Source organism: Enterococcus sp. LJL120 (genome assembly GCF_054871765.1).
Genome location: NZ_JBTXLV010000004.1, coordinates 1 through 15422 on the forward strand (window position 1 = coordinate 1; position 15422 = coordinate 15422).

Genomic DNA, 15422 nt, shown 5'->3' on the forward strand with positions numbered 1-15422 from the left:
GAAATTAGCCACCTGGCTAAGTTAAAGGCAGAAGGCCTTTATTTTTTTGCCCAAATTTGAATGAGTAAAACAAAAAATAGGCTTTTAGAAGAATTTTACTTCTAAAAGTCTATTTGTCTACAGTCTGAACCTCTTCTGGAAAGAAGAGGCTTACTAGTTTACTTAAAGGACACTTGTAAATAACCAATAACCGAGGACGATAATTCCGAGCACGATTCGGTACCAGCCAAACACTGTGAAGTCATTGCGTTTGATGTAGTTCATCAGGAAGCGAATGGCAATAATCGAAACGAAATAAGAAACAGCTGTACCGACTAACAAGACGACAATTTCGCCAATGGAAAAACTATTGCCGGCTGTAATAAATTTCAAAATTTTGTAGCCGCTGGCAGCGAACATTGTCGGAATTCCTAGGAAGAAGGAGAATTCCGTTGCCACAAAGCGGGAAGCCCCAATCATAATACCACCTAAAATGGTAGCGCCAGAACGAGAAGTTCCGGGAACAAGTGACAGGACTTGGAAAAAGCCGACAATTAAAGCTGCTTTATAGGTGAAGCGATTCAAATCCGTACATTTCGGCTGTTTTGTTTTATTAATTCTTTCGACAATAATAAAGGCAATCCCATAAATAATCAGGACGATAGCCACACTAACAAAGTTTTGGAGATGAGCTTCTAAAAAATCATTAATCAGCAGTCCGATAATACCAGAGGGGATAAAAGCAATAACGACTTTACTCCACAAACTCCACGTATCTTTTTTCTCAATTTCTGTTTTAGTTTGGGAAAAAGGATTTAACTTATCGAAATAGAGGACAACGACGGCCATAATCGCTCCCAGCTGAATGACCACATTAAACATGTTCATAAATTCAGCCGACAAATTCATTTTAATAAATTCGTCCAGCAAAATTAAATGACCGGTACTACTTATCGGCAGCCATTCGGTGATGCCTTCAACAATCCCAAAGAAGACTGCTTTAATAATATTTACAAATAAAACCATTTTTTCATTCCTTTCATCAGGGTAATTATAATTAAGCGAATCAAATAACTGAAATACCTTTTCTAGTATACCGATAATCTTGAAAAAAACCAATGCTATTAGAAAAAATAAAAAAACTGCCAACAGGTTTCCTTAATGAGACAGTTTTCACAGCTCATTCACAAAGGCCTGCAGCAGTTTATAAACATTATTATTGTAATAACTCGTGGGAAATCTTTTTGCCCGCTTCAATATGGCTGATATCATTAATCCCTTCAATCGAAAATTTACTATTTTCGTAGCTGAGTTTGGTGACTGAGCCGTTCTCAATGCCGGCGCCCATTGGTTGTTGATTATCAATCAGACTCAATAAAAAGGCAATCGTCAAACCGTGGGAGACAACCAAGACGTTGCCGCCACCAGCTTTTTCCCGTTTATAAGCGATGTCTTCAAAGCCAGTCCAAACCCGATGGCGTAACTGTTCGTAAGTTTCCGCCCAGTTGGCTGTGTCCGCTTGGAAAACTGCATCAGCAACTTCTTTAAAGTCCATTTGATTCATAGGCGTATCGGGATTGATATTTAAAACGCGGGGAATAATGCCCCACATTTCCGCATCATAAGCGCCTTCAAGGGAACCAAAGCACCATTCACGAATACGGGGATCTGTCGTATAAGGAATTTGACGGCCATTAAAATGTTCTCCCAAAAGGATGCGAGAGGTTTCAATTGCTCGACCGCTATCAGAGGAATAGGCTTCCTCAAAAGGAATCTCCCGCAAACCCAGAGCTGCAAAGTGAATTCCTTGCTGGCCTTCTTTAGTCAAAGGCGTATCACACCAGCCTTGAACACGGGTTAAAGCATTGAACATTGTTTTTCCGTGGCGCACAACATATAAAACTGTTTTTGTCATGGTAAAGTCTCCTAGCTCATTTTAAAGTAATAATTTTTTTTCAAAAATTTAGGTTTATTTTCGTACGTATACCATCCCACTAGATTGTTTCTCTAAGATAAGTGGTAGTTATTTGCCTTATTGGTTTACGTTTGTTAACTGGAAGAGTGGGACTGGCATCCTAGCTCATTTTAATGTAATAAATTTTTTTCAAAAATTTAGGTCTATTTTCGTACGTATACCATCCCACTAAGTTGTTTCGCTAAGATGAGTGGTAGTTGTTTGTCTTGATGGTTTACGTTTAACAACTCGAGAATAGTGGGACTGGCATCCTCATTCGTATTAAGGTACTAAATTTTTTTACAAAAATTTAGGTTGATTCTCATTCCGTATACCATCCCACTAGGTTGTTTCGTTAAGATGAGTGGTAGTTGTTTGTCTTGCTAGTTTACGTTTAATAACTCGAGAAAAGTGGGACTGGCACCCTAGCTCATTTTAATGTAATAAATTTTTTGCAAAAATTTAGGTTTATTTTCGTACGTATACCATCCCACTAGGGTGTTTTGACTTGGTGAGTGATAGTTGTTTGTATTGTTGGTTTACGTTTGTTAACTTGGGAAAGTGGGACTGGCATCCTAGCTCAACTTCAATTAGTTATTGAAAAAAGGATTGGTTTTGCGTTCCCGCTCGATTGTAGTCGCTTCGCCGTGTCCGGGGAAGGCAGGCATTTCGCCGGGCAGGGTGAACAATTGGGTTTTGATGCTGTTTAATAATTGTTCCAAATTGCCAGTGGGTAAATCGGTGCGGCCAATACTGCCACGGAATAAAGCATCGCCGACAACCGCAAAGTCATCGAAGATAAAGCTGACGCTGCCAATTGAATGTCCCGGTGTTGCTACAACTTCAAAGCGCATGCCGCCAAGAATGTACTCCTTTAAATCAAATTCATATTCTGCTGGCTGAACGATAATATTATCCATATCATCGTGGCGGCCTAAGCCAGATAGATTCAAGAGGGGATCACTGAGCCAAGCCTGCTCTAATGGGCTGACATAGACTGGGATGTGATAAAGTGCCCGCAGGTCCTCCACGGCACCAATGTGATCATAATGGGTGTGGGTCAATAAAATCGCTATGGGTTTGCGTTGCAATTTTTTTATTTCTTCTGCGATGACTAGCGCATCTTCACCTGGATCGATGATTAATAAGTTTTCTTCGTTTGATACCAGATAGCAATTTTCTTCAGCGATACCGGTTTTTATTTGTAAAATTTCCACGAAATAGCCTCCTTTGGTTCTTCTTGTTTCATTATAGATATTTTTCTTGGATTACGCTAGGGACAGCTGCTAACTTTAGTAAAAAGACGAGGCCGTGACATTAGTCTTGTTAACAGATGGAATCCCGAATTATATTGTATTTGCGACTGTGGCCCAGTAGGTCCTCGACGCAAATTCTCAATACTTGATGGTGCTTGGCAGATATTGTTCGGAAAAATCAGTTCTGTCTTAACTAATGTCACAGCCTCATCTACTGTTTGTTAACGAAAATTGGTAAATTGTAATTCAATCGGCAGGTCCAAATCTCTTAATAGGGTAATAATTTTTTGTAAATCATCGCGACTTTTGCCGGTGACACGAATCTGATCGTCTTGAATTTGTGATTTTACTTTGATTTTGCTATTTTTGATGGCCGTGTTAATTTTCTTGGCATTGTCTTTATCAATGCCGGTGATAAGATCCGCTGATTGGCGAACGGTTCCACCTAAGGCGTGTTCACTCTCAGAAAAATGAATATTTTTTACCGGTACTTCTCGTTTGATAAGTTTACTGAATAAAACATCTTTAATTTGCTCCATTTTAAAATCATCATCGGCGACAACGACAACTTTTCCCCCCTCCAATTTGATTTCAACTTTGGCCCCTTTGAAATCAAAACGGTTGGTAATTTCTTTTAAAGCGATTTGAATCGCATTTTTAACTTCTTCTAAATTTACTTCGCTGACAACATCAAAGCTTGCATCTTTTGCCATAAGAATCCCTCCAATTGCTTTTCATCTATGGTATCAAAGTTTCCTGAATCAGACAAATTTTCAAAAATAAAATTGTTCTCATTAAATCACGGCATATCTTGCTTTTAGACTAATTTCTAGCTATTCTAGCACTAGCGATTTTGAAATAGCTTAAGAAGTGAGGGCAGTTGTGTGAAAATTCAACAACGGGAGTTTATAAAAAAGATTTTAGTGATTATCCTCTGCGGGCTGACCGGTGGTTTGGCCTTAAATTTCTTTTTAATTCCGGGTCATATTTTATCGGCCGGGATGAACGGGGTTGCCCAAATTATCACCAGCGTGCTGTGGCAAAACTTTCAAATCCATGTTAGCACTGGACTGTTTATTTTCCTTTTGAATGTGCCATTATTTATTTTAGGATTTGTAAAATTAGGGAAAGAAAATGTGATTTACAGCTTTGCTAACGTAATTTCGGTCTCACTGTTTACAATGATTATTCCGCTGGGGGAAATTACCGATAATATTATGATGAACGGGATTGTCGGCGGGGTGCTTTTAGGAATTGGCGCTGGTTATTCACTAAAAATGGGTTTTACCAGCGGCGGTATGGATATTCTTTCGTTGGTTCTATCAAAAACGACGGGCAAGACCGTCGGCAAATATATGTTTTTGTTAAATGGCGTGATTGTTTTGATGGCGGGGCTAATTTTTGACTGGGAGAGTGCTCTGTATACGATTATTTCCATTTTTTGTATGAGCCAAGTTGTTGACGTGATTCACACCAGTCATCAAAAATTGACAGTTATGATTGTTACACAGAAGGCTGATGAGGTTGCTGACAAAATTAGCCGGCAATTATTCCGCGGGATGACGCTTTTTCCATCGAAGGGTGGCTTTTCAAAAGCCGACAGCACCACAATTATGATGGTGATTACCCGCTATGAATTGTATCAACTGGAGCAAATTTTAACGGCCGTTGATGAAGGGGCTTTTGTCAACGTCATGCCGACACAAGCGGTCTTAGGCCAGTTTGCCAATGAAGATGAGCAAAAATATTTTCAGACAACGGGCAATTTTCCTAATTTAAAAAAACATAATAGCAAACGCTAATAATAGTAGTAAACTCTGTCTCAAAATTGTTGCGGCAGAGTTTTTTTCGATTATTTTCTGAAAAAAGAAAAAAAAGCGTGATTTTTCTACTGATTATGCTATCATGCTACATATGAATTCTTTGGAGGTATGTGTATGTTATTCGGGACAGCAAAATTTAATCAAGACAATCATTTAGAAATCGGCGGGGTGGATACAACTGAGCTGGTCAAAGAATATGGCAGCCCGCTCTTTGTCTATGATGTGGCTCATATTCGGCAAATGGCCCGAGGCTTTAAGCAAACCTTTGAAGAAATGAAGTTAAAAAATAAAGTGATTTATGCCAGTAAAGCCTTCAGCTGCTTGGCAATTTATGATTTATTAAAAGAAGAGTCCTTGTCCTGCGATGTGGTTTCCGGCGGCGAATTATTCACCGCTTTAAAGGGAGGCTTTCCGGCGAGTGAAATTGAATTTCATGGCAATAATAAAACAGCTGTCGAGCTGAGAGAAGCTGTTGCAGCTGGAATTGGTACTATCATTATCGATAATTTTTATGAAATTGAATTACTCAGCAGCATTTTACATGAAGCTGGGAAAAAACAAAAAGTGCTTTTCCGAGTATCTCCGGGTATTGAAGCTGAAACCCACGAATATATTTTAACTGGTCAAGAGGATTCAAAATTTGGCTTTGATGTTGCCAGCGGTCAGGCGGAACAGGCATTACTAATGTTGTTAAATGATAATGCCTTTGAGGTTGCTGGTGTTCATTGCCATATTGGTTCGCAAATTTTTGACACGACGGGCTTTAGTTTAGCAGCCGATAAAATGATTGAACTTTTGGCTGCTTGGGCGAAAGCTTATCATTTTGAAGCCAAAATTTTAAATGTCGGCGGTGGTTTTGGCATTCGCTATACATCATCAGATGATCCATTGCCTCCGGCGGAATTTGTCAAAATTATTGCCGCAAAAATTCAAGAACATTGGAAAAAAATCAGTTATCCATTGCCAGAAATTCAAATTGAACCCGGGCGGAGCATTGTCGCAGAAGCCGGGACCACTTTATATACTGTAGGCTCGCAAAAAGAAATTCCCGGCATTCGCAATTATGTGTCTGTTGATGGCGGGATGGGGGATAATATTCGCCCGGCCTTGTATGAAGCTGAATATGATGCTCATCTAGCAAACCGAGCAGGGGACAATCCTGAAAAAATCCGTTTGGTCGGCAAATATTGCGAATCCGGCGACATCCTCATCCGCAATATTGAAATGCCGCGATTAGTTCCAGGAGATTTAGTTGCCTTAACCAGCACCGGTGCCTATGGTTACTCGATGGCTAGTAATTATAACCGCAATCTTAAACCAGCTGTGGTCTTTGTTGAGAATGGTGCAGCGACTTTAGTTGTTCGCCGGGAGACCTATGAAGATTTAATTGCGCTGGATGTCCCTATCAAATAATAACAACTCGTTTACACTTACTAAAAAAAAGAGTAAAATAAAAGAAATAATTTGTTTGGCAGCGTGATTACGCCAAACAAAATAATTAAAGGAGTGGTTCCAGTGACTGAACAAAATCAAGAATGGTCCCCAACAGAAATCGAAGCCATTAAAGAGCGGATTTTAACCGCTTTGGAAACCGTAATCGATCCCGAGTTAGGCATTGATATTGTCAACCTTGGTTTAGTATATGAAATTGAATTTGAACCAGATGGCGAAACAGTCATTAAAATGACTTTGACCACCATGGGCTGTCCTTTGGCGGATATTCTAACAGAACAAATTCATGAAGCGATGAAAGAAGTGCCAGAAGTTGCCAATGTTGAAGTCAAACTCGTTTGGTATCCTGCTTGGACAACGGATAAAATGAGTCGCTATGCTCGGATTGCTTTAGGGATTCGTTAAAAATTAGAAAAAATCAACTCCTGATACAGTTTTAGTATCAGGAGTTTTTTTTTGAGTTGCGATGCCACTTCTTTGATAAAACAACATACGTTTAGTTTATAAGGAATAATCGGAGAAACCTGTGATTTTTTCTCTGACAGCCTTTCAATTTTCTGCTATCCTTATAGGAAGAATAGAAACGTGCAAGAGAGGAAACATACTATGACAAAAATCAAAACCTACTGGCAGCAATTCGCTGCCAAACATAATCTAGCCACCGAATTGCCAGAGGCCTGGATGTTTGGCGATGGCAGTCCAGAAATGGCTGATGAATTAGGTCAACTGGTAGTTAAGGGAATAAAGACTGGAACCTGCTCAGCTTTTCCTTTATATAAGCTTGAAGGGGAGGAGATTCCTCAAGTCGGCCAATATGAGATTATTCTTGATGGCCGTAATTTACCATTAGCTATTATCCAGACCACCAAAGTGGAAATTTTGCCGATGAATCAAGTCTCTGAAGAATTTGCCCGCTCAGAAGGGGAGGGAGATTTAAGCTATCGTTATTGGTATGATGCCCACGAAGCTTTTTTCCGACAAGCGCTACGGGAGTTTGACCTTGAGTTTACCCCAGAATTATTGCTAGTCTGCCAAAACTTTCAGGTGGTTGGTTGATACCAAACTACTTAGGAGGCAAAATATGGAAAATAAAACGACAGAGTTCACTGTTTTACTCCAAAAAAATGATTTTTTTATTTATCATATTTTATTGATTCCTGAAGTACTAATGCCGACTGTTCAGGCAACTGTCACAGAAGACAGCATCACAATTCAGGAAAACTTTCCAGAGGACTTGAAAAAATCAATTGGATACGATGAAGAGTGGCGCTTTCTCAAAATTTTTGACCAACCAGAAAAGTCAATTGGGCAATTAGCTGACACTTTCATAACTAGTTTATTGAATTATTTGATACGGGATTCGAATAATCAGTTTATCTGTAGGGTTGTTATTGAGACACCGGCATCCCAGCTATTAGAAGCAGCTATCAAAAAAGAGCTGTTTCGCTTAACGAAGGTTTCGCTGGGGAATAGTAATCTATTTAGCCAATTGCTAAATCTTAAAGAAGTTTATCACGCGGAGTTTTTACCAAAGAGCCCTTTTGAAGAACCTCTGGATTTTTCAGAAATAACCTATATTAGAGAACACTTTACCGACGAACTATTGTTTGAGGAGCTGCTGCGGTGTAAATACGCTGAAAAAACTTTGCTTCAATTATTGCAGCTCCCGCCTGAATTACAAAAATCTTTGGCTGAATTAATGTCAGTAAGACCTTACTATTCAAAAGCGGGGATTCATTATCTTGATTTTACCGCACTTTTCTTGGCTAATCTTGAAAAATTGTTTCGGGGAAATCCGCAGATTTTCCGCCAAGATTTAATCAAGGAAAATTTAGCAAAGACCAATCTTTTTTTGCAACTTATGTCGTCTCCCCAATAGGTAAAATAAAAACACTTAAACAGCGAAGACTTTTATCAAGATTCTGATTGGAAACTTTGATAAAAAGCCATCTAAACCGTTTAAGTGTTTTTTTTCTTCTGAAATTATTGGGCTGATCTAACTTTTTTTCCGTAAAAGTAGCGGACACAGAAAAGTAAAGCAACGAGTAATAAGGCTAATAAAAAGAAAATCGCAATTTGCGAACCAAGGATTGTTCCTTGTTGGTAATCGGTTTGGCTCGCTTGGGCTAAATCAATAATACTGGCGACAATTGCCGTGGAGACAGCACCAGAAAATTGTTGCAGTGTATTAAATAAAGTATTGCCATCGCCATAGTCTTTTTCTGAAAGACTATTCATCCCTGTGGTCATCAAATTACTATAGCAAAGACCGCTACCAATCATATAAGTGACATGGGCGGCGACAAAGCCCCACAAAATTGGATTTTTCAATAAAAGTGCTAAGGCTAACCACCCAATAGCAGAAAGACTGAAGCCAATGATAATCGGTTTTTTGGCACCGATATTATCTAATAGGCGTCCAGAAAATGGCGCCAATAACGCTCCGACAGTTGCCCCCGGCAGCATCACTAAGCCGGCGATAAAGGCATCTTGGCCTAAAACAACTTGTAAAAAATTCGGCAAGATGAAAGAAATTCCCAATAGTAAAAATTGGCAAACTAAAAAGCCAAAAAGAAAGGTACTAAAACTGGCTTTTTTCAAGACCGCCAAATTGACTAACGGTTCCGCCACATTTTTTGCTCGCTGTAGATACACAATTAATCCGACTACCGCAATGGCTAAAGCAATCCAACCTAACCAACTGCTGAGGTAGCTTAAAAAGATTAAAGCCCCACTAAAAAAGATTCCTAAGGCTAACAGACTTTGCCAGTCCAATTTTGCAGAGCTGTGGACCGCCATTTTCGGAATGGCGTAAAGACCCAAGGCTAAAGAAATTAGCATCAAAGGGATCAGAAAAAGAAAAATATAATGCCACGACAAAGCAGAGGTTAAAATTCCGCCATAGGTTGGGCCAATCGCTGGGGCAATTGAGGTGGTCATGGTCCCTAAGCCCATCATGGCACCACGATTTTTTAGCGGCGTATAGGTTAAAATAATATTGAACATCAATGGCAAGGCGATGCCGGTGCTAATCCCTTGGAGGACACGTCCCACCAGTAAAATGGAAAAATTTGGTGCCAAGAAGTCCGTTAAAAGACCGACTAGGAAAAATAAATTAGCAGCCAAAAACAACTGTCTTAGCGTAAATTTTTTCAAGAGATAATTGGCTAAAGGCACCATAATCGAAATGATTAATAAATAAATTGTCGTCACCCATTGGACCATCGCGGTAGTCACTTGAAATTCTGTAATCAAAGTTGGAAAGGTGACATTCATGGCAGTTTCGATTAACACGCCGGAAAAAGACATGATTCCGGTTGCCAAGACGGCTAAAACTAAGTGGATTTTTTTCTGTTGCATTACTACACCTCATATTTCTTCTCACAAAAAAAGAGAGGGGTTTCTATTTTCATAGAAACCGCCTCTCTCTCGACATGGGCTCGCCCATGTTATCTGTACGATTTTTTTGCTTTACTTATATTAGCGGAACATTCGACCTGCGTCAAGAAAAAATTCTCGCTGGAGGGCTAGTTTCTTTTTTAATCTCAGCAACTGACCTCAACATTTTGAATCAACGAGACTAAGAGAAGACTGCCTTAAACTTAGTAAACTAATCAGCAAGCGGGACAAATTCTGACATTGTCTTTTGCAAAACTAGTTTAGGTGCGTGCTCTTTAGCAAGATGGGCCTCCCGATGCTCAGCTAAATGTTCGGGGCGCTTCAACCAGTTTTGAAAATCCTTTTTGTCCTGCCATTTTGAAACCATTTGAAAGACAACGCTCTTCTTATTTTCCTGCAACCACGCTTCACTTGATAGGCAGCCTGCTGCTGTTTTTAATGAAGCTAAATCTTTTTTTATTTTTTCTTGAAAATGGACCTTGCCTTCAGGCACCACTTCAAAAGTAACCGTCTTAATAATCATCGAAATCCACCTTTCTTTCAGATTAGTATACGGTCAATTGAGAATGGTTGTCAATTAGCTTTTTTTGAAATTCACTTTATTATATTGGAAAATTGTTTCGTGCTATAATAATTTTCGAAATAAAAGAGGTGTCGTCAGATGAATTGGTTGCAGAAAAATGGTTTTTTTATCTTATTGCTCGGCGTTATCAGTGATTTTTTAACGCCTTATGTTTTAAATTTATTTTATCCAGGCTTTAATCCGCTGACTATGTATGTCAGCGCTTTGGGCAGTGACGATAGTCCAGTCCAGCTGGCCTTTAATCTCTGGTCGATTATTTCCGGCTGCTTAATGCTCTTAGGTATTCCAGCAGTCTGGCAGCGGTATTCCAGAAAAACACCGCTTTTGGCCGTGCTGTTATCGTTAGCGATTGCTTTTTTTGCAATTGGCGATTGTATATTTACCGGTGTCTTTACTTATTCGGCTGAGACAGGGTCGTTGACCTTAGAAATGCTTGTGCACAACCTTGCTTCTGGAGCCGGAATTGTTGGCTTTATGGTGGTGCCGCTGCTATTGAGTATTTATTTTCGCAGGAGTCATCCCAAGCGCTCCCGCAATTTATTGATAGTCTTTTTCTTATCAACGATTATTTCAATCATATCTGGTTCTAAAGATTTGCCCTTAATTAATCAAATTCCAGTGACCTATGAAGGCGTTTGGCAACGGCTTAATCTTTTCTTTTTATATTTGCCAGTAGCCCTTTTGGCGATTTTTGAAATTCAAAACAGAAATCACCAGAAAGAGTAGGCGGGAAAAAAGTTTTTTGGTAAACTGTTGACAGAAGGTGGGAATTATATGAAGGTATACGTCAGAAAAGCAACGATTTTGGATTTGGACCAAATCGAAAAAATCATTGAAGATGGCAAACGTTATTTACAGGCTCAGGGGTCGCCTCAATGGCAAAACGGCTATGGTCCAACACGGGAGAAAATTCAAGCGGATATTGAAAAAAAGGAAAGCTATGTTATGTTAGTTGAGGGCGTCATTGCGGGAGTGGCGGCTTTAGTTTCCGGGGTTGATCCAGTTTACACAGCAATTTCAGCCGGCAGCTGGCAGGAAAATTCTGCCGAAAATTATCTGTCGGTACACAGAGTGGCCTTTAACCAAGAGCTAAGAGGGCAGGGCTACGCTAAATTGTTTATGCAATTATTAGTGACGGTGGCTGCCACTATTGGTTGTCGTGATTTGCGGATTGATACCCATGAGATGAATCAAATTATGCAAAAAGTGATTTTAGGAGCTGGCTTCACTTATCAAGGGGAAATTGAATTCCCCATGCCTAATGGTGAACGGCGGGCTTATCAAATTATTTTAGATTAAAGGCAAAGAAAGACTTGCTTTTTTTGCGGATTTTGACTACCATAGAAAAGAAATTGGAATAGTAATAAAAAAATGTTTTTAGAGAGTTTGACCTCGGCTGCAAGTCAGATAACCACTTTTTTTATGAACCTGCCAGAAAATTGATTGCCAACAATCGGTGTGAAGACCTTATCCTTCAGCGAGCTGGACTGTCAAACAGTCAATAAAGGTGGTACCGCGAAATCCAAGCATTTCGTCCTTTTTCATAAGGGATGAGATGCTTTTTTTATTTGCTGAAATTTGTAGCCGGCCGCAAGCGCAACTAACTTACAATTTTATCAGGAGGAACAACATGGCAAAACAGACAAATGATTTTACAGAATGGTACATCCAGACGATTTTAAAGGCGGAATTAATGTCATACTCGCCAGTCAAAGGCTCGATGATTTTCCGGCCAGATGGCTATGAATTGTGGGAACACATTCAAGAGGAGTTCAACAAATTTTTACGTTCAGAAGGGATTCGCAATGCTTATTTTCCCATGCTCATTCCCCAAAGCTTCTTTATGAAGGAAGCCGATCACATTGAAGGCTTCGCTCCAGAATTGCCATGGGTCACAGAAGTCGGCAATGAAAAATTAGAAGAACCCTTAGCCCTGAGACCAACCTCTGAAACAATGATTGGTTCAGCCTTTTCCGATTGGATTAATTCTTACCGGGATCTGCCCTATGAAATTAATCAATGGGCGAATGTCTTCCGCTGGGAAAAGAAAACTTTACCATTTTTAAGAACTTCAGAATTTTTATGGCAGGAGGGCCACACTGCCCATGCCAATGAAGAAGATGCCCGCATCAGAACCATGAGTGTCTTAGAAGAATATGCTCGCCTATGCGAAGAATTCTTGGCCATTCCGGTCTACAAAGGACAAAAAACTCCTTCCGAACGTTTTGCTGGCGCAGTCGATACCTATTCAATTGAAGCGATGATGCAAGACGGCAAAGCCGTGCAGGCGGGAACCAGCCATTATTTAGGGACAAAATTCGCTGACGCCTTTGACATCACATATTTGACAAAGGAAAATCAGCACACTCATGTTCACACAACTTCTTGGGGAGCTTCCACTCGCTTGATTGGCTCCTTGATTATGACCCATGGAGATGAAAACGGCCTAGTTTTCCCACCAACTGTGGCGCCAACACAAATTGTTTTGATGCCAGTCGGCCCGTGGAAGAAAAATCCAGCGATTTTAGAAAAATTGTCGGAAATTTTTGCCAGCCTTAAAAATAAAGGCTATCGTGTTCGCCTAGACGACACAGACAATTCTCCTGGTTATAAATTTAATGAATGGGAATTAAAAGGTGCTTGTGTGCGGATTGAATGCGGACCAAGGGATTTAGAAAATAATCATGCGATGGTTAAGGTGCGGGATTTAGCTGATAAGGAAGCTGTTGATTTTGCGGACTTAGAGGGCTACGTTGAAGCGCAACTGGAATTGATGACGCCTCGTCTACTAGAAAAGGCTCAATTGCGTAATCAAGAAAATGAACATTTAGAAATCGAAACCTTAGCAGATTTAAAGGCCCATATCGAAAAATCACAAGCCGAAGACAAAGTCCCGGGCTTTGTTTTAATCGGTTGGGATGGTAGCGAGGAAACCGAAGCAAAAATTAAAGAGGAAACTGGTTTTACGACCAGAAATATTCCCTTTAATCCACCTGTTGAAAAAACTGTTGACTTAATCAGTGGCAAACCAGCTAAACACACAGTCTGGATTGCTAGAGCTTATTAAGCTGCTTACACAATAAGAAGGCCCGCTAACACTGAAGTTAAAAGCTGTCCTTAGAAATGTTAACATTTCCAGACAGCTCATCTTCTTAAAAAGTTAGTGGGCTTTTTAGTTATGCTTTTTTCTTTTGCCTAAATTCACGGGTCATCGCGGTTAAACTTTGATTGGCATCAATTTCAATCAAGAGAGGATAGCGATCTAAGCTTTGATTAGCTTTGACCTCCGTTTGAAAGAGGGCCAAGCGCTTAGTGATACTTTGATCGTCTTCCCCCCGTTGCAGCATCCGTTTTTTCGTTTCTTCCTTTGAAATATTTAAGCGCACAGGAATAATCTGCTGACCAAAGCGCTGATAAAGGTTGATAAATCCCGGCAAAGTCAGCACATCAAAACAGTCATCTTGCAGCAATTTTTCTTGAATCGCTTTTAAGGAAACCCCATAATAATTGCCATTATAGCGGTCAAATTCCGCAAAGGCTTCCTCAGCAATCATTTGTTCAAAAATTCTCGGCGTCACAAAGAAATAATCCCGCCCAGAAATCTCCCCGGGGCGAGGCGCTCTGGTGGTGTGGGAAATCACTTTTTGCTGCTGATGAAACACCGCTTCAGCCAAGCTAGTTTTACCGGAACCACTGGGGCCCACAAAGATATAACAAAGATTTTTCATACGCTCCGCCTTCTCAAGTTCTAGATTATTCTCAGTATACACAAAAGTTGGCAAATCCAGCCACTTTTTAGACTGAAAAAAGTCTAGACAATGCTATAATCATCTTGGGAGTGGAAAAATGAAAACTTTTATCAATTTTTTTAGAAGTGATTTGCTGTTTAGCCTGTCATTTATTTTAGCAATTATCGCTTGCGGGGCAGGGCGCTTTGCTTTGTCATTCGTTGATGGCGATGTGATTTTGACTTTACTTGGTCTGATGGCAGTTATCAAGGTCCTTGAAAGACTTGGAGTGTTGGATTTTTTTGCCGCCAAGCTGATTCAATTATCCAAAGATGAACGGGCCTTAGTCACCAATCTGACTTTTTTAGCTTTTTTTTCATCGATGATTCTCACCAATGATATTGCGATTTTAACTTTATTGCCGGTGTTTTTAAAAATTATCGGCCACAATAAAGCCTTTAAAAGTAAAATTCTTGGAACCACACTGATTATTATTGCCGCAAATTTAGGGAGCAGTAGTCTGCCCTTTGGCAATCCGCAAAATTTATATTTGTACGGCTATTACGATGTGCCTTTTGGCCAATTTGAAGTCTGGATGCTGCCATTTTTCCTATTGTCAGCCGTTAGTCTCTTAGTTATCACACGTTTTATCAATAAAAATCCTCTAGAGGTCAACAGTCCGCAGCTGAAAAAAATTTCGACCAAGCAATTGGCTTTGGCGCTCGTTGGTCTGCTTCTGATGATTTTGGCAATCCTGCATATTCTGCCGCTGACAATAGCAGTTGTTGTCAGCATTTTATTAGTGGTCTTAGCTGATTTAAGAGCCCTAAAAGAAGTCGATTATCGGCTCTTGGCAACTTTTGTGTTCTTTTTTTTAATCGTCGGCAATCTAGCGGAAATTCCAACCTTTGTTACGTTTATCCAAAACATCATGGGAAATTTCTTGTCAGTGCTGGTGGGCTCCAGCTTAATTAGTCAGCTGATTAGCAATGTACCGGCAGCTTTGCTGTTAGCTCCCTTCACTGAACAAAGTCAAGCATTACTCTTAGGGGTCAACATCGGTGGGCTTGGGACTTTAGTCGCTTCCTTAGCTAATTTAATCGGCTTTAGAGTGTTCTCCCTTTATGCACCAGGGGAGAAGGGGCAGCTTTTGCGAAATTTTTCCCTGTTAAATTTCTGCCTGTTAGCCGTCTTTTTACTTTTCTTCAGCCTCTTTAATTTTTTCTAATTTGACTCTTGAGGAGCCTT

General features: G+C 40.0%; 16 protein-coding genes. 9 read left to right on the top strand and 7 right to left on the bottom strand.

Features of this window, described 5'->3' with window-relative positions:
- Positions 1-162 precede the first annotated feature (162 nt).
- The 4 genes from ACYSNU_RS07445 to ACYSNU_RS07460 all read right to left on the bottom strand — a co-directional run bounded on the left by ACYSNU_RS07445 (position 163) and on the right by ACYSNU_RS07460 (position 3902).
- Complete coding sequence (locus tag ACYSNU_RS07445; protein WP_461736552.1) at positions 163-1005, bottom strand: undecaprenyl-diphosphate phosphatase; 843 nt, start codon at positions 1003-1005, stop codon at positions 163-165.
- A 190-nt stretch (positions 1006-1195) separates the two neighbouring features.
- A complete protein-coding gene (locus ACYSNU_RS07450) occupies positions 1196-1894 on the bottom strand; it encodes a histidine phosphatase family protein (RefSeq protein ID WP_461736553.1) in 699 nt (232 codons plus the stop codon).
- Between the two features lie 629 nt (positions 1895-2523).
- Positions 2524-3150, bottom strand: coding sequence for an MBL fold metallo-hydrolase (locus tag ACYSNU_RS07455; protein ID WP_461736554.1), 627 nt, complete (start codon positions 3148-3150; stop codon positions 2524-2526).
- A 260-nt stretch (positions 3151-3410) separates the two neighbouring features.
- On the bottom strand, positions 3411-3902 hold the full coding sequence (locus ACYSNU_RS07460; RefSeq protein WP_461736555.1) for a YajQ family cyclic di-GMP-binding protein: 492 nt from the start codon (positions 3900-3902) through the stop codon (positions 3411-3413).
- Positions 3903-4073: 171 nt separating this feature from the next.
- Here ACYSNU_RS07460 and ACYSNU_RS07465 point away from each other — a divergent pair, with 171 nt between their 5' ends.
- The 5 genes from ACYSNU_RS07465 (at position 4074) to ACYSNU_RS07485 (ending at position 8343) form a co-directional block, all read left to right on the top strand.
- Positions 4074-4991 carry a YitT family protein gene (locus ACYSNU_RS07465; RefSeq protein ID WP_461736556.1) on the top strand — a complete coding sequence of 306 codons (918 nt, stop codon included), beginning with the start codon at positions 4074-4076 and terminating at the stop codon, positions 4989-4991.
- Between the two features lie 129 nt (positions 4992-5120).
- Positions 5121-6425, top strand: a complete 1305-nt coding sequence (lysA, locus tag ACYSNU_RS07470) for a diaminopimelate decarboxylase (protein ID WP_461736557.1) — start codon at positions 5121-5123, stop codon at positions 6423-6425.
- Between the two features lie 102 nt (positions 6426-6527).
- The gene (locus ACYSNU_RS07475; protein WP_461736558.1) at positions 6528-6869 is read left to right on the top strand and encodes a metal-sulfur cluster assembly factor; all 342 of its coding nucleotides are present in this window, start codon (positions 6528-6530) and stop codon (positions 6867-6869) included.
- A 201-nt stretch (positions 6870-7070) separates the two neighbouring features.
- Positions 7071-7520: an ASCH domain-containing protein gene (locus ACYSNU_RS07480; RefSeq protein ID WP_461736559.1), complete on the top strand. Its 450-nt coding sequence runs from the start codon at positions 7071-7073 to the stop codon at positions 7518-7520.
- Positions 7521-7545: 25 nt separating this feature from the next.
- A complete protein-coding gene (locus ACYSNU_RS07485) occupies positions 7546-8343 on the top strand; it encodes a hypothetical protein (RefSeq protein ID WP_461736560.1) in 798 nt (265 codons plus the stop codon).
- 104 nt (positions 8344-8447) lie between these two features.
- On the opposite strand, the gene ACYSNU_RS07490 is transcribed toward ACYSNU_RS07485, so the two are convergent.
- Both ACYSNU_RS07490 and ACYSNU_RS07495 read right to left on the bottom strand, forming a co-directional pair.
- Complete coding sequence (locus tag ACYSNU_RS07490; protein WP_461736561.1) at positions 8448-9824, bottom strand: MDR family MFS transporter; 1377 nt, start codon at positions 9822-9824, stop codon at positions 8448-8450.
- Between the two features lie 250 nt (positions 9825-10074).
- Complete coding sequence (locus tag ACYSNU_RS07495) at positions 10075-10386, bottom strand: antibiotic biosynthesis monooxygenase family protein (RefSeq protein WP_461736562.1); 312 nt, start codon at positions 10384-10386, stop codon at positions 10075-10077.
- A gap of 138 nt (positions 10387-10524) precedes the next feature.
- Between ACYSNU_RS07495 and ACYSNU_RS07500 the strand changes: the two genes are divergently transcribed.
- The 3 genes from ACYSNU_RS07500 to proS all read left to right on the top strand — a co-directional run bounded on the left by ACYSNU_RS07500 (position 10525) and on the right by proS (position 13513).
- Positions 10525-11172 (top strand): DUF998 domain-containing protein, encoded by a 648-nt coding sequence (locus ACYSNU_RS07500; protein ID WP_461736563.1) that lies wholly within the window; start codon positions 10525-10527, stop codon positions 11170-11172.
- A 48-nt stretch (positions 11173-11220) separates the two neighbouring features.
- Positions 11221-11745, top strand: coding sequence for a GNAT family N-acetyltransferase (locus tag ACYSNU_RS07505; protein WP_461736564.1), 525 nt, complete (start codon positions 11221-11223; stop codon positions 11743-11745).
- 331 nt (positions 11746-12076) lie between these two features.
- Positions 12077-13513, top strand: a complete 1437-nt coding sequence (gene proS / locus ACYSNU_RS07510) for a proline--tRNA ligase (protein ID WP_461736565.1) — start codon at positions 12077-12079, stop codon at positions 13511-13513.
- 109 nt (positions 13514-13622) lie between these two features.
- On the opposite strand, the gene ACYSNU_RS07515 is transcribed toward proS, so the two are convergent.
- Positions 13623-14174, bottom strand: a complete 552-nt coding sequence (locus tag ACYSNU_RS07515; protein WP_461736566.1) for a guanylate kinase — start codon at positions 14172-14174, stop codon at positions 13623-13625.
- 118 nt (positions 14175-14292) lie between these two features.
- Between ACYSNU_RS07515 and ACYSNU_RS07520 the strand changes: the two genes are divergently transcribed.
- On the top strand, positions 14293-15402 hold the full coding sequence (locus ACYSNU_RS07520; RefSeq protein ID WP_461736567.1) for an SLC13 family permease: 1110 nt from the start codon (positions 14293-14295) through the stop codon (positions 15400-15402).
- Positions 15403-15422: the final 20 nt, after the last annotated feature.

Excerpts from the sequence above, each read along its gene's own strand:
- ACYSNU_RS07445 (WP_461736552.1), bottom strand. The coding sequence starts at position 1,005 with ATGGTTTTATTTGTAAATATTATTAAAGCAGTCTTCTTTGGGATTGTT.
- ACYSNU_RS07450 (WP_461736553.1), bottom strand. The coding sequence starts at position 1,894 with ATGACAAAAACAGTTTTATATGTTGTGCGCCACGGAAAAACAATGTTC.
- ACYSNU_RS07460 (WP_461736555.1), bottom strand. The coding sequence starts at position 3,902 with ATGGCAAAAGATGCAAGCTTTGATGTTGTCAGCGAAGTAAATTTAGAA.
- lysA (WP_461736557.1), top strand. The coding sequence starts at position 5,121 with ATGTGTATGTTATTCGGGACAGCAAAATTTAATCAAGACAATCATTTA.
- ACYSNU_RS07480 (WP_461736559.1), top strand. The coding sequence starts at position 7,071 with ATGACAAAAATCAAAACCTACTGGCAGCAATTCGCTGCCAAACATAAT.
- ACYSNU_RS07485 (WP_461736560.1), top strand. The coding sequence starts at position 7,546 with ATGGAAAATAAAACGACAGAGTTCACTGTTTTACTCCAAAAAAATGAT.
- ACYSNU_RS07490 (WP_461736561.1), bottom strand. The coding sequence starts at position 9,824 with ATGCAACAGAAAAAAATCCACTTAGTTTTAGCCGTCTTGGCAACCGGA.
- ACYSNU_RS07495 (WP_461736562.1), bottom strand. The coding sequence starts at position 10,386 with ATGATTATTAAGACGGTTACTTTTGAAGTGGTGCCTGAAGGCAAGGTC.
- ACYSNU_RS07500 (WP_461736563.1), top strand. The coding sequence starts at position 10,525 with ATGAATTGGTTGCAGAAAAATGGTTTTTTTATCTTATTGCTCGGCGTT.
- ACYSNU_RS07505 (WP_461736564.1), top strand. The coding sequence starts at position 11,221 with ATGAAGGTATACGTCAGAAAAGCAACGATTTTGGATTTGGACCAAATC.
- proS (WP_461736565.1), top strand. The coding sequence starts at position 12,077 with ATGGCAAAACAGACAAATGATTTTACAGAATGGTACATCCAGACGATT.
- ACYSNU_RS07515 (WP_461736566.1), bottom strand. The coding sequence starts at position 14,174 with ATGAAAAATCTTTGTTATATCTTTGTGGGCCCCAGTGGTTCCGGTAAA.
- ACYSNU_RS07520 (WP_461736567.1), top strand. The coding sequence starts at position 14,293 with ATGAAAACTTTTATCAATTTTTTTAGAAGTGATTTGCTGTTTAGCCTG.